This window comes from Frankia casuarinae, from assembly GCF_000013345.1.
GTDB classification, from domain to species: Bacteria; Actinomycetota; Actinomycetes; order Frankiales; family Frankiaceae; genus Frankia; species Frankia casuarinae.
Map to the genome: position 1 here is coordinate 1953212 of NC_007777.1, position 13652 is coordinate 1966863.

Annotated in this window: 9 protein-coding genes; 6 read left to right on the forward strand and 3 right to left on the reverse strand. The window is 69.9% G+C overall.

What is annotated here, in order from left to right; translation table 11 throughout:
* Positions 1-19: 19 nt before the first annotated feature.
* Positions 20-2152 (reverse strand): excinuclease ABC subunit UvrB, encoded by a 2133-nt coding sequence (uvrB, locus tag FRANCCI3_RS08170; protein WP_035941897.1) that lies wholly within the window; start codon positions 2150-2152, stop codon positions 20-22.
* Positions 2153-2363: 211 nt separating this feature from the next.
* Here uvrB and FRANCCI3_RS08175 point away from each other — a divergent pair, with 211 nt between their 5' ends.
* From FRANCCI3_RS08175 to FRANCCI3_RS08185, 3 genes are all read left to right on the forward strand, one after another.
* Positions 2364-3686 carry an alanine and leucine rich protein gene (locus FRANCCI3_RS08175; RefSeq protein ID WP_011436066.1) on the forward strand — a complete coding sequence of 441 codons (1323 nt, stop codon included), beginning with the start codon at positions 2364-2366 and terminating at the stop codon, positions 3684-3686.
* A 42-nt stretch (positions 3687-3728) separates the two neighbouring features.
* A complete protein-coding gene (locus tag FRANCCI3_RS08180) occupies positions 3729-4733 on the forward strand; it encodes a TerC family protein (RefSeq protein ID WP_011436067.1) in 1005 nt (334 codons plus the stop codon).
* 326 nt (positions 4734-5059) lie between these two features.
* The gene (locus FRANCCI3_RS08185; RefSeq protein WP_023841696.1) at positions 5060-6085 is read left to right on the forward strand and encodes a glycosyltransferase family 2 protein; all 1026 of its coding nucleotides are present in this window, start codon (positions 5060-5062) and stop codon (positions 6083-6085) included.
* Positions 6086-6182: 97 nt separating this feature from the next.
* Here FRANCCI3_RS08185 and FRANCCI3_RS08190 read toward each other — a convergent pair whose 3' ends face one another.
* Positions 6183-6881 carry an MBL fold metallo-hydrolase gene (locus FRANCCI3_RS08190; protein WP_011436069.1) on the reverse strand — a complete coding sequence of 233 codons (699 nt, stop codon included), beginning with the start codon at positions 6879-6881 and terminating at the stop codon, positions 6183-6185.
* A 245-nt stretch (positions 6882-7126) separates the two neighbouring features.
* On the opposite strand from FRANCCI3_RS08190, the gene uvrA reads away from it, so the two are divergent.
* Positions 7127-10057, forward strand: a complete 2931-nt coding sequence (gene uvrA, locus FRANCCI3_RS08195) for an excinuclease ABC subunit UvrA (RefSeq protein WP_011436070.1) — start codon at positions 7127-7129, stop codon at positions 10055-10057.
* Here uvrA and FRANCCI3_RS08200 read toward each other — a convergent pair.
* On the reverse strand, positions 10000-10413 hold the full coding sequence (locus tag FRANCCI3_RS08200; RefSeq protein ID WP_011436071.1) for an SsgA family sporulation/cell division regulator: 414 nt from the start codon (positions 10411-10413) through the stop codon (positions 10000-10002). The genes uvrA and FRANCCI3_RS08200 overlap by 58 nt on opposite strands.
* A gap of 250 nt (positions 10414-10663) precedes the next feature.
* On the opposite strand from FRANCCI3_RS08200, the gene uvrC reads away from it, so the two are divergent.
* Positions 10664-12781 carry an excinuclease ABC subunit UvrC gene (gene uvrC, locus FRANCCI3_RS08205; RefSeq protein ID WP_011436072.1) on the forward strand — a complete coding sequence of 706 codons (2118 nt, stop codon included), beginning with the start codon at positions 10664-10666 and terminating at the stop codon, positions 12779-12781.
* Complete coding sequence (gene rapZ, locus FRANCCI3_RS08210; protein ID WP_011436073.1) at positions 12778-13647, forward strand: RNase adapter RapZ; 870 nt, start codon at positions 12778-12780, stop codon at positions 13645-13647. Before uvrC ends, rapZ begins: the two co-directional genes overlap by 4 nt.
* Positions 13648-13652: the final 5 nt, after the last annotated feature.

Below are 13652 nucleotides of genomic sequence, written 5' to 3' on the forward strand. Positions count from 1 at the left end.
CAGGCCGGCGCTCACGGCATCACTGCACGCCGGCGGCGCCCATGCCACGCAGCTCCTTCTTCAGCTCGGCGATCTCGTCGCGCAGCCGGGCGGCCAGCTCGAACTGCAGCTCCTTCGCCGCCTCGTGCATCTGGTCGTCGAGCTGGCGGATAAGCTGCGCGAGTTCGTGGGAGGGCAGGCCGGCGAGTTCGGCGGCGTACCGGCCGACGGCGCCCTCCCTGCCGGCGCGCGACTTCATCCCCGGAACCGGGGCCTTGCCGCGGGACTGCGATCGGCCGCCGCCGCCAATCAGCTCGCCGTCGGCCGACTGGCGAACCATGTCGTCGAGGATGTCGACGACCTTCTTGCGCAGGGGCTGGGGATCCAGCCCGCGCTCGGTGTTGTAGGCGATCTGCTTCTCGCGCCGCCGGTTCGTCTCGTCGATGGCGCGGCGCATCGACGGGGTGATCGCATCCGCGTACATGTGGACCTGCCCGGACACGTTACGGGCGGCCCGGCCGATCGTCTGGATCAGTGACTTGTCCGAGCGCAGGAAGCCCTCCTTGTCGGCGTCGAGGATGCTCACCAGCGACACCTCTGGCAGGTCGAGACCCTCGCGGAGCAGGTTGATCCCGACGAGCACGTCGAACTCGCCGCGGCGCAGCTCGGTGAGCAGCTCCACCCGGCGCAGGGTGTCCACCTCGCTGTGCAGGTACCGCACCCGGATGCCGAGTTCGAGCAGGTAGTCGGTGAGATCCTCGGCCATCTTCTTGGTCAGCGTGGTGACCAGGACCCGTTCGTCCCGCTCGGCGCGCAGCCGGATCTCGTGGACGAGATCGTCGATCTGCCCCTTCGTCGGCTTGAGCACGACCTCGGGGTCGAGCAGGCCGGTAGGCCGGATGATCTGCTCGACGACGCCGACGGACCGGCCCAGCTCGTAGGGGCCCGGGGTCGCCGACAGGTAGACCGTCTGGCCGATGCGCTCGAGGAACTCCTCCCACCGCAGCGGGCGGTTGTCCATGGCACTGGGCAGCCGGAACCCGTGCTCGACGAGGTTGCGCTTGCGGGACATGTCGCCCTCGTACATCCCGCCGATCTGCGGGACGGTGTTGTGCGACTCGTCGATCACCAACAGGAAGTCGTCGGGGAAGTAGTCGAGCAGGGTGTGCGGCGGGCTCCCGGCCTCGCGGCCGTCGATGTGCCGGGAGTAGTTCTCGATGCCCGAGCAGAACCCGACCTGGCGCATCATCTCGATGTCGTAGGTGGTGCGCATCCGCAGCCGCTGTGCCTCCAGCAGCCTGCCCTGCCGCTCCATGGTGGCCAGCCGCTCGGCGAGCTCCGCCTCGATGCCGGCGATCGCCCGCTCCATCCGCTCCGGCCCGGCGACGTAGTGCGTGGCCGGGAAGACGTAGATCTCCTCCGCCTCGCTGACGACCTCCCCGGTCAGTGGATGCAGGTAGGTGAGCCGCTCGATCTCGTCGCCGAACATCTCGACTCGGACGGCGAGCTCCTCGTAGACCGGGAAGATCTCCACCGTGTCCCCCCGGACCCGAAACGTCCCGCGGGTGAAGGCGAGGTCGTTGCGGGTGTACTGCACGTCAACGAAGCGGCGCAGCAGCAGGTCCCGCTCGATCTCGTCGCCGACCCTCAGCCGCACCATCCGGTCGATGTACTCCTGCGGTGTGCCGAGGCCGTAGATACAGCTGACGCTCGCGACCACGACGACGTCCCGACGGGTGAGCAGGTTCATCGTCGCCGAGTGCCGTAGCCGCTCCACCTCCTCGTTGATCGAGGAGTCCTTCTCGATGTAGGTGTCCGTCTGCGCGATGTACGCCTCGGGCTGGTAGTAGTCGTAGTACGAGACGAAGTACTCGACGGCGTTGTGCGGCAGCAGCTCCCGGAACTCGTTGGCGAGCTGCGCGGCGAGCGTCTTGTTCGGGGCCATCACCAACGTCGGCCGCTGCAGGCGCTCGACCAGCCACGCGGTGGTCGCGGACTTTCCGGTGCCGGTGGCGCCGAGGAGGACGACGTCGGACTCGCCGGCCCCGACCCGCCGGGCCAGCTCGTCGATGGCGGCAGGCTGGTCGCCCGACGGGGAGAAGTCGGACACGACCTGAAACGGCGCCCGCGTCCGCTCGATGTCGATGGTGGGCCGTTCGAACGTTGTGCTCACGGCTTCTAGCACACCACAGGCCTCCGACAGTTTCCGAATCTCGATGTTGCCGAACTTCGATGTTGCCGAACCTCGGCAACGAAATCGTCGGCAAAGTCGCGGACTCCCTGCGGTGTCTGCCGGGACGTTGACGGGCAGGCTATGCGTTGAGCATGTATGACACCCGGTCGTGACCGCGGCCCGGTGAAGGCGAAAGGAGCTCTGAGCGGACATGACCACCCACGACGCCACCCGACGGGGACATCTCCCGCCGATCACGGTGCGTCCGGGACTGGCTGTCTCGGTGGCGATCGTCACTGTCCTCCTCTCCGCGATCACGCTGCCGGCCACCGTGCCCGGCCGGCCCGGATTCGCCTACCTGTCCGGCGGTCTGATCGGGGCGGGCTTGCTCGTGGGCGTCCTGCTGGCCGCCGATCTGATGCGGGCCCGGTCGGCCCGTCGGTCGGGGGTGACCGTTCTCGGCATCACCCTCGGCGCCTTCGGAAGCCGGCTGGTCCTGGCCGGTGCGCCCGACCGCTCCGCGGGCGTGGCGGTCGCCCCTCACCCGACAACCCCTCACCCGGCCGCCCACCAGCCGGCACTCCACGGTATCGATCTCGCGCCGCCGCCCGTGGCGGCCCTCGATCCCACGCCGGGGACGGGCACCCAGGTCGGCACCCAGGTCGAGGCGCGGATCGCGCGGGCCGGCCTGCTCGTCACCGCTGCCGCCGGGGCCCTGCTTGTCGTGCTCGGTGCCCTGGCACCCGCCGGCACCTGGGAACTGGCCGGCGAGGTGGCCCTGTGGGTGGGTACCTTCGCGCTGCTGGTGACCCTCGTTGACGTCCTTCCCTCCCCGCGCAGCTCCGGCGGCCGGCTGATCGCAGCCCGGGTGGAGCGCCGCACTGGCAGTCGTGCGCGCGCCGAGCAGGCCGCGGCCCGCGCCGGCGTGATCACTGGCTGGTCACTGATCGCCGTCGGGTTGGTCGGGTCGTTCCTGGTCGGGTTCGTCGCGCTGTGGGCTGTCCTGCTGGGTTGGTTGGCGCTGGGCACCTCCCGGTTCGCCCAGGCGCAGCAGCGGACCTACGTCGCGCTGGAGGGTCTGACCGTCCGGGACGTGATGAGCCCGCCGCCGCCGCCGTTGTCCGCCTGGACGACCGTCGCAAGCGCGCTGGACGAGGTTGTACTGCCGTCGCGGAGGGCGGTGTTCGGAGTCGAGGACTTCGACGGATCCCTCGCCGGGGTGGCGCTGTTGCGTGACCTCGCCGCCGTGCCGATGGACGATCGAGGTCTCGCCCGGATCAACCGGGTCATGATTCCGCTGGAGATGGTTGCCACCGCCCGTCCGGACGAGCAGCTGACGGACGTCACCGGCCGGCTTCTGGAGCGGCCGGCCGCGGGCTGCGTCGCCGTCATTGGCGCCGCCCCGGATGACGGTCGCCTTCGCCTGATCGGAACGGTGGGCCCGGTGGAGCTGAAGCAGGCGGTGGAGACCGCCCCGCTGCGCGGGCGCGCCACCACGGTCCGCCCCGCCCATCCCGGCGGCTTCTGGCGCTGACCGCCCGCCGTGGCGGGCACCCGACTCCGCTGGAGATCATCTGTGTACGTGCCCCCCTGGGCTTGGGCCGCCTTCGTCGGCGTCCTGCTCACACTCCTGACCATCGACCTGCTGGCACATCGTCGGGCTCACGTCATCGGCTTTCGCGAGGCCGCGTGGTGGAGCGTTCTGTGGGTCTCGCTGGGCATCGGATTCGCCGGTGTCATCTGGGCCTGGCAGGGCCCGGGGCCCGCCGGCGAGTACGCCGCCGCGTGGCTGCTGGAAAAGAGCCTGTCCGTCGACAACCTCTTCGTCTTCGCGCTGATCTTCTCTTATTTCAAGGTGCCTCGCGCCTACCAGCACCGCGTCCTGTTCTACGGTGTGCTGGGAGCGCTTGTGCTCCGTTTCCTGTTCATTGCGGCCGGCATCGCGCTGCTCGAACGGTTCAGCTTTGTCATCTACGTCTTCGGGGCTTTTCTGCTCTACACGGCGGTCACGATGCTCCGGGGCGACGGCGTCGAGATGGATCCGGGCCGAAGCAGGGCGGTCGCGCTGCTTCGCAAGGTCATTCCGGTCACCGACGACTATCAGGGGCAGCGTTTCGTGTTTCGGCGTGCCGGGAAGCTGGTCGCCACGCCGCTACTGGCCGTCCTCGTCGTGATCGAGACCGCCGACGTCCTGTTCGCGTTCGACTCGGTGCCCGCCGCGCTCGGTGTGACCGACAAGGTGTTCCTGGTCTACACGAGCAACGCCCTGGCCATCCTGGGGCTGCGGTCGTTGTTCTTCCTGCTCTCCGGTCTGATGGAACGTTTCCACCACCTGGCGACGGGGCTCGCGTTCATCCTGGCCTTCATCGGCGTGAAGATGTTGCTCACCGACGTGTGGCACCCGCCGATCGCGCTGTCGCTCGGTGTCATTGTGGTGACATTGATCGTGGCCATCGTCTGGTCGCTGCGCACCACCCCGCCGGCCCCGCGGTCCGTGGCCGAGCCGGAGGGGGTAACCAAGCCGGAGGGGGTAGCCGAGCCGGGGGGCGTGGCCGAAGGCTCCCAGGAGGTGCCCCGATGACCGGTGGGCGGGTGGCGAACCGGGCCCGGTTCGCCACTTGCCCGGAAACATATCGAGGAATGGTGTCGCGACGCGCCGGGAACGAGGATGCCTGACAGTCCTGGCTCAGCGGTTATGCTGGCTCCGGCGGGTACTGCGGTACATTCGGTGCACATCCAGCCGCCGGAACGTATCTCTCTGACGTGGGCGAGGAGACGCGCGGGCGGGAATACTCGACGTTCCGGGACCGATCGTGTGTACTCGTTCGGTGTGAGTCGTGGTCCTTTCTTGCCGATTCTTCCCGAAATTTCGCAGCTCGTTGCGGGCGTACTAGCCGAAGGCGGATGATGCACAGGCTGTTGGCGGTCGTCGTTTCTCACGGGGGATCGACGTCTCTGTACCGGTTGCTGACCACACTGGATGCCATGGCGGAATGTCGGGTGTTTCTGGTAGAAAATGATGGGAAATCCCGACATGATGCGTTGCCGGACGGTGTGCGCGTGGTCCAGGGGCACGGGAACGTCGGATACGGCACCGCGGTGAACCTCGCTGTCCGCCGTGCCCTGGAGGACGGGCTGCGGCCGGAGTGGATCCTGGTGGTCAACAGTGACGTGACGGTCCCTGCCGACACCGCGACGATGATCCCGAAGCTGCTCGCCTGGGCCCCGTCGTCCGCCGACGTGGTCGGCTTCCCGATCCGCGGCACGGCGGGCGAGCGGGGACGGGCGAGTGCCGTCCTGCCGCGCCCGCGGACGAACGCCTACACGGCGGTACGGGGCGAGATCGCCGCGGTGGAGAGGTGGCCGGAACTGCGCTATCCGGTCGGCGCCTTCTTCGCCGTCCGCTCGGAGATTTTCCTACGGCTGGGCGGATTCGACCCGTCGTACTGGATGTACTACGAGGAGACGGATCTGTTCGCCCGGTTGCACGCCGCGGGTGGGCGCATCGTCTGGGCGGACGACGCCTGGCCGGTCGTTCATGTGGGCGGGGAGACCGTCGGGCGGTCCGGGCTGCTGTACGCCGAACTCGGCCGGTCGGCAGCCACCTATGCCCGGCGGCACCGTCACGACGTGGGCCGGTCGTGGACCGCGGTGCACGCGGCCCAGTTGACCGTCCTCGCCGCGCGCAAATTGGCCGTGGGCCGGTCGCACGACGCGTTGCGCGCGGTCCGGATCCTCTCCGGGCTGGTGAGCGGGCTGGCCCGGCCAGGCTGGGAGCCCGCGGTCAGCTCACGGTGGCACGCCGTCCCGGCCGAGACGCGGCTGCGTCTCGGCCATCTCCGCCCGGTCCCGCGGACGCCGCGGCAGCGGCAGGACGATCTGATCGATGATCTCGCCGACGGCTCCCCCGGCTCCTCTGGCCAGCGGACGTAGCGCCAGCATCACCTCGTGCCGGAGGGGGTCTCGGGGGAGTGAGCGTATCCGGTGGCGTGAGTGCGCGAGCTCGCCGCAGCCGGCCTCACCCCCACCGTCACCAGCCGCGGGCGCGCCATTCCGCCAGGTGCGGGCGTTCGGCGCCGAGGGTGGTGTCGTGTCCGTGGCCGGGGTAGATCCAGGTGGTGTCCGGCAGTGGGCCGAAGATCTTGCGTTCGAGATCGTCCATCAGCGTCGTGAAGGCCTGTTCGTCACCGAACGTGTTTCCAGGGCCGCCAGGGAACAGGCAGTCTCCGGTGAAGAGGTGGGGAGCGGCGGGATCGGCGTCGTAGAGCAGGGCGATGGATCCGGGTGTGTGCCCGACCAGGTGGATCACCCGAAGGGCCGCCGTCCCGACGGCGATCTCGTCCCCCTCGCGCACCTGCCGCGCGGTGGGCACCGGAATGGCCGGGGCGTCGTCCGGATGGGCGACCGTGCTGGCCCCGGTGGTGGTGACCACATCTGCGAGGGCCTGCACATGATCATCGTGCCGATGGCTGGTGACCACCGTTGCCAGCCCCGCGTCCCCGACAAGCCGCAGCAGCGTGTCGGCCTCGTTCGCCGCGTCGACGAGCAGCTGCTCCCCGGTGACCGGGCAGTGCAACAGGTAGGCGTTGTTGTTCATCGGGCCGACGGCGACCTTGGTGATCGTCAGGCCTGGCAGGGTCCGCACGTCGGCCGGACCGCCGACCGTGACTTTCCCGGTGTACTCGGTGTAGCCGGTGCGGCTGGTGTCGCCGCCGTTGGCGTCGCTCATGACGATCCTCTCCGGAGTGGATGGCGCGGATGGGACGGGAACAGGGGATAGCTGCCGGTCGTTACGGTCCGTCGGGTGGCACCGGGAGATCTGACGCCTCTGACGCCTCTGAGGTCTCTGCCGGATGCGACGGATTCGTCCGGCTGATGGTTAGGTGGCCGCCCCCGGAAAAGTGTCGGTCCTCATCCGTAGCATGGCCACACTCGCCCAGGTCCGGTCTTACTGAAGATCATGAGGGTTTGTCGATGGCCGATCGTCTTGTCGTGCGTGGCGCGCGTGAACACAATCTCCGTGACGTCGACCTCGACCTGCCCCGCGACGGGCTGATCGTCTTCACCGGTATGTCCGGGTCCGGCAAGTCCAGCCTCGCCTTCGACACAATCTTCGCCGAGGGGCAGCGGCGCTACGTGGAGTCGCTGTCGGCCTATGCGCGGCAGTTCCTCGGGCAGATGGACAAGCCCGACGTCGACTTCATCGAGGGGCTGTCTCCGGCCGTCTCCATCGATCAGAAGTCGACCTCGCGCAACCCGCGGTCCACCGTCGGCACGATCACCGAGGTCTACGACTACCTGCGGCTGCTCTTCGCCCGCGCCGGCCGTCCGCACTGCCCGAAGTGCGGGCGGCTGATCTCCCGGCAGACCCCGCAGCAGATCGTCGACCGGCTGCTGGAGTTGCCCGAAGGCACCCGCTTCCAGGTGCTGGCCCCGGTGGTGCGTGGCCGCAAGGGCGAGTACGTCGACCTGTTCGCCGAGCTGCAGAGCTCCGGGTTCGCACGGGCCCGCGTCGACGGCACGGTGGTGCCGCTCACCGATCCGCCGAAGCTGGAGAAGCAGCGCAAGCATACGATCGAGGTCGTCGTCGATCGGCTCGCGATCAAGTCGTCAGCGAAGCGGCGGCTCACCGACTCGGTGGAGACGGCCCTGAAGCTGGGCGGCGGGCTCGTCCTGGTTGACTTCGTCGACCGCGACGCCGACGATCCCGAGCGCGAGCGGATGTACTCCGAGCATCTGGCCTGCCTCTACGACGACCTCTCCTTTGAGGAGCTGGAGCCGCGGTCGTTCTCGTTCAACTCGCCGTACGGCGCCTGCCCCGAGTGCACCGGGATCGGGACCCGCAAGGAGGTCGACCCGGAGCTCGTCGTGCCCGACCCCACCCTGTCGCTGGCGCAGGGCGCGGTGGCCCCCTGGTCGGGCGGCCACAACAAGGAGTACTTCGAACGGTTGCTCACGGCCCTCGCCGAGGACCTCAGCTTCAGGATGGACACCCCGTGGGAGGGGCTGCCCGAGCGGGCCCGCAAGGCCGTGCTGTACGGCAGCGGCGACACCGAGATCCACGTCGGCTACACCAACCGCTACGGCCGCAAGCGTTCCTACCACACCTCCTTCGAGGGCGTGATCGGTTTCCTGGGCCGCCGGCACCGCGAGGCCGAGTCGGACAGCAGCCGGGAGCGGTACGAGGGCTACATGCGCGACATCCCCTGCCCGGCCTGCCGCGGCGCGCGGCTAAAGCCGGAGTCACTCGCGGTGACGCTGGGTGGCCGGTCGATCGCCGAGGTTTCGGGTCTGGCGATCGGCGAGTGCGCCGTGTTCCTGCGCGGGCTCGACCTCACCGAACGGGAGCGGACCATTGCCGGTCGGGTGCTCAAGGAGGTCGACGCGCGGCTGACATTCCTGCTGGACGTGGGGCTGGACTACCTCTCCCTCGACCGGGCCGCCGGCACCCTGGCGGGCGGCGAGGCACAGCGCATCCGGCTGGCCACCCAGATCGGTTCCGGGCTCGTCGGGGTGCTGTACGTGCTCGACGAGCCGTCGATCGGCCTGCACCAGCGGGACAACCGCCGGCTCATCCAGACCCTGCTGCGGCTGCGCGACCTGGGTAACACGCTCATCGTCGTCGAGCACGACGAGGACACGATTCGCGCCTCCGACTGGGTGGTCGACATCGGCCCCGGCGCCGGCGAGCACGGCGGTCGGGTCGTCGTCTCCGGGCCGGTCGAGAAGCTGCTCGCCAGCGAGGAGTCGATGACCGGCGCCTACCTGTCCGGGCGGCGGCGGATCCCGGTGCCCGACATCCGCCGGGTGCCGGCCAAGGGCCGGGCACTGACCGTGCACGGGGCCCGGCAGCACAACCTGCGCGACGTCACCGTGTCGTTCCCGCTGGGCTGTTTCGTGGCCGTCACCGGGGTGTCGGGCTCGGGGAAGTCCACCCTCGTCAACGACATCCTCGCCGCCGTCCTGGCGAACAAGCTCAACGGCGCCCGGCAGGTGCCGGGCCGGCACCGCACTGTCAGCGGGCTCGACAATCTCGACAAGGCGGTCCGGGTCGACCAGTCCCCGATCGGACGCACGCCGCGGTCCAACCCCGCCACCTACACCGGCGTGTTCGACCACATCCGCCGGCTGTTCGCCGAGACGACCGAGGCGAAGGTCCGTGGCTATCTGCCGGGCCGGTTCTCGTTCAACGTCAAGGGCGGGCGGTGCGAGGCGTGTTCCGGTGACGGCACCCTCAAGATTGAGATGAACTTCCTGCCAGACGTGTACGTGCCGTGCGAGGTCTGCCACGGCGACCGGTACAACCGGGAGACGCTGGAGGTGCACTACAAGGGCAGGAACATCGCCGAGGTGCTCGACATGCCGATTGAGGAGGCGGCGGAGTTCTTCGCCGCGGTGCCGGCCATCGCCCGCCACCTGCGGACGCTGAACGACGTCGGCCTGGGGTACGTCCGGCTCGGCCAGTCGGCGCCGACCCTCTCCGGCGGCGAGGCGCAGCGGGTCAAGCTCGCCTCGGAGCTGCAGCGGCGCTCCACCGGCCGGACGGTCTACGTGCTCGACGAGCCGACGACCGGTCTGCACTTCGAGGACATCCGCAAGCTGCTCGGCGTGCTCGGCCGGCTGGTCGACGCCGGGAACACGGTCATCGTGATCGAGCACAACCTCGATGTCATCAAGACGGCGGACTGGATCATTGACCTGGGTCCGGAGGGGGGCACGGGAGGCGGCCGTGTCGTCGCGCAGGGGTCGCCCGAGGCCGTGGCTGCGGTCGAGGAGAGCCACACCGCGGTCTTCCTCCGGGAGATCCTCAGTGACCGGGTCGCCGAGGTGGGACCGCTCCCGCCCTCTCAGGTCCGCAGCAGGTCCGCGAGGACGGCGTCCAGCTCCTGTTCGGTGTGCTCCTGACCGGTCGGGACAAGCCGCTCGGTGCGGTCCAGGAAGCTGCGCAGCGACGACGCCGCGACCACTACCACGGACTGGCGGTCGCCGTGCACCAGGTCGAGCCGCACGCCGCGCCGATCCGCGTCGGGACCGATCCGGACGTCCCCGTCGCCCACCGCCGTCTCCAGGCCGGCGCGCAGGGTGTCGCGTGGTGCGACCCAGCTGCCCTGCGGCAGCGCGGGATGCTCCGGCCTGGACACCAGCGTCATGGACACGGCCAACGGGTCGCGGGCGCCCCAGCAGATCTGGAACACGGTGATCCGCCCACGGCTGGACGCGTCGTCCACGACGAACTCCGCCGTGACGTCCTTACCAAGCACGCGCTGGCTCCCTCGGTTCGCTTGCCCGATGTCTCGAGGGTCGCAGCCCTCCGCCCCGGACGCCAACGGGGGCCCCCGAAACAGCGGAAGGTGTGTAATCGGTCACGATGCTGCCGGGTGGCCGTCGCCGCTCGTCACCCTACCGCCACCACCGGAGGGAACCCGCCGCCAAGCCCGCGCGCTATGCGTGATGAAATGGTTACGTGCAGGTGCTGCTTGCTCGGGATGAAGGTCGCCGTAGGCTCGGTTCATGGCTGATCCGGCGTCCTACCGGCCCGCGCCGGGCTCGATCCCCGAGACACCCGGTGTCTATCGTTTCCGTGACGAGCACGGTCGCGTGCTCTATGTCGGCAAGGCCAAGAACCTGCGGGCCCGGCTGGCCAACTACTTCGCCGAGTTGCACACCCTCCATCCGCGTACGCAGCACATGGTCTCCTCGGCGAGCTCGGTCGACTGGACCGTCGTCTCGACCGAGGTCGAGGCCCTCCAGCTCGAGTACACGTGGATCAAGCAGTTCGACCCGCGCTTCAACGTCCGCTACCGCGACGACAAGAGCTACCCGAGTCTCGCCGTGACCCTCCACGAGGAGTTCCCGCGCCTGCAGGTCATGCGGGGACCCAAGCGCAAGGGCGTCCGGTACTTCGGCCCGTACGCGCATGCCTGGGCCATCCGGGAGACCCTCGATCTGCTCCTGCGGGTCTTCCCCGCCCGCACATGCTCGGGCGGGGTCTTCAAACGGGCCGCGCAGGTCGGACGGCCGTGCCTGCTCGGGTACATCGACCGGTGCTCGGCACCCTGCGTGGGACGGGTCGACGCGGCCACCCATCGGGAGATAGTCGAGGACTTCTGCGACTTCATGTCCGGGCAGACGGGCCGTTACCTGCGTCGGCTCGAACGGGAGATGCAGCAGGCGGCGCAGGCCCAGGAGTACGAACGCGCCGCGCGGCTGCGCGACGACATCGGCGCCCTGCGCCGTGCGGTTGAGAAGCAGGCCGTGGTCCTGCCCGACGGCACCGACGCCGACGTCATCGCCTTCGCCGAGGACGAGCTGGAGGCCGCCGTCGCGGTGTTCTACGTGCGTGGCGGGCGGGTACGCGGCCAGCGGGGCTGGGTCGTCGACAAGCTCGACGAGGTCACGACCGCGGACCTCGTCGAGCAGTTCCTCACCCAGGAGTACCTCGACGGCACGGGAGCGGCCTCGACCGGGACCGCCGGTTCGACGGTGCCCACGACCACCGCGGGATCCCAGGGGGAAGGCATCCCCCGCGAGATCCTGGTGCCCGCCCTGCCGCCCGATGTCGAGGCGGTCACCGAACTGCTCGGCGCGGCCCGGGGTAGCCGCGTCGAGGTCCGCGTGCCCCGCCGTGGGGACAAGCGCACCCTGCTCGAAACGGTGGAGCGCAACGCCAAGCAGGCGTTCGCGCTGCACCGGACGAAGCGGGCCAGTGACCTCACCGCCCGCAGCCGTGCCCTCGCCGAGCTTCAGGAGGCCCTGGAGCTGCCCGACGCGCCGCTGCGCATCGAGTGCTTCGACGTCTCGAACACCCAGGGCACGAACGTCGTGGCGAGCATGGTCGTGTTCGAGGACGGCCTGCCGCGCAAGTCCGAGTACCGCAGGTTCGCGATCCGCGGCATCGCCGGCCGGGAGGGTGCCGGCCGGGAGGGTGCCGGGGACGACGTGGCGAGCATGTACGAAACCATCCACCGGAGGTTCTCGCGCTACCTCGCCGAGCGGTCCCGCATCGCCGACATCGCCGACATCGCCGAGCTTGGCGACATCGCCGGCGCGCCGGGTGCCGCGCAGCCGATCGATCCGGGGACCGGGCGGCCGCGCCGGTTCGCCTACCCGCCGAACCTCGTCGTGGTGGACGGCGGGGCGCCCCAGGTGGCTGCGGCGGCCCGGGCGCTCGACGAGCTCGGCATCGACGCCGGCCCCGGCGGGGTGGCGCTGTGCGGGCTGGCGAAGCGGCTGGAGGAGGTCTGGCTGCCGGACACCGCGGACCCGGTCATCCTCCCGCGGACGTCCGAGGCGCTCTACCTGCTGCAACGGGTGCGCGACGAGGCGCACCGCTTCGCCATCGCCTACCACCGGCAGAAGCGGTCCACGGCCATGGTGGCCTCCGCCCTCGACGAGGTCCCCGGCCTGGGTGACACCCGGCGCAAGGCCCTGCTGCGCCACTTCGGTTCGGTGGCGAAGATACGGGCGGCGAGTGCCGAGCAGATCGCGCAGGTGTCCGGCATCGGCCCGCGGACGGCGGCGGCGATCGTCACCGCGCTGGCCCGGTCGGCGCCGGGCCGCGCCGACGCGCCCGCCCCCGTCGTCGACCCGCGCACCGGAGAGATTCTCGACACGGAGACCGTCTCATGACCACCCCGACCCTGGATCTGGCGATCATCACCGGGCTGTCCGGCGCCGGGCGCAGCACCGCGGCGAAGTGTCTGGAGGACCTGGGCTGGTTCGTCGTCGACAACCTTCCCCCGGAGCTGCTGTCCACCATGGCTGAGCTGGGCCGTCGTTCCGGTGGGGCAATCAGCCGCATCGCCGTCGTGGTGGACGTGCGGGGCCGGCCGTTTTTCTCTGACCTGCGCGCCGCGATCGCGGCGCTCGACGCGCGGGGCATGCATCCCCGGATGCTGTTCCTCGAGGCCAGCGACGACGCGCTGATCCGCCGGTTCGAGCACGTCCGCCGGCCGCATCCGCTGCAGCGCGACGAGCGGGTGGTCGACGGCATCGGCCGGGAACGGATTCTGCTCGCCGAGCTGCGCGGCGAGGCCGACCTGGTCCTCGACACCACCGACCTGAACGTCCACGAGTTGCGGTCGAAGATCGACGCCGCGTTCGGGCAGCCGAACGCCAACCGGCTCAACGCCACGGTGGTGTCGTTCGGGTACAAGTACGGACTTCCGCTGGATGCGGATCTCGTCGCCGACTGCCGGTTCCTGCCCAACCCGCACTGGGTGGAGGCGCTGCGCCCGTTCACCGGCCGCGATCCGCAGGTGCGCGACTATGTGCTGGCCCAGCCGGGAGCGCAGGACTTCCTCGACCAGTACTCGGCGCTGCTCCGCCTGGTCGGCGAGGGTTACGCCCGTGAGGGCAAGCGGTATCTCACGCTGGCCGTCGGGTGCACCGGCGGCAAGCACCGTAGCGTCGCGATCGCCGAGCAGCTCGGCATCCGGCTCGCCGCGGGCGGCGTGGGAGTCCGGGTGGTGCACCGTGACCTGGGACGGGAGTGAACCAT

Excerpts from the sequence above, each read along its gene's own strand:
- FRANCCI3_RS08190 (WP_011436069.1), bottom strand. The coding sequence starts at position 6,881 with ATGAGCGACGCCAACGGCGGCGACACCAGCCGCACCGGCTACACCGAG.
- uvrC (WP_011436072.1), top strand. The coding sequence starts at position 10,664 with ATGGCTGATCCGGCGTCCTACCGGCCCGCGCCGGGCTCGATCCCCGAG.
- FRANCCI3_RS08185 (WP_023841696.1), top strand. The coding sequence starts at position 5,060 with ATGCACAGGCTGTTGGCGGTCGTCGTTTCTCACGGGGGATCGACGTCT.
- uvrA (WP_011436070.1), top strand. The coding sequence starts at position 7,127 with ATGGCCGATCGTCTTGTCGTGCGTGGCGCGCGTGAACACAATCTCCGT.
- rapZ (WP_011436073.1), top strand. The coding sequence starts at position 12,778 with ATGACCACCCCGACCCTGGATCTGGCGATCATCACCGGGCTGTCCGGC.
- FRANCCI3_RS08175 (WP_011436066.1), top strand. The coding sequence starts at position 2,364 with ATGACCACCCACGACGCCACCCGACGGGGACATCTCCCGCCGATCACG.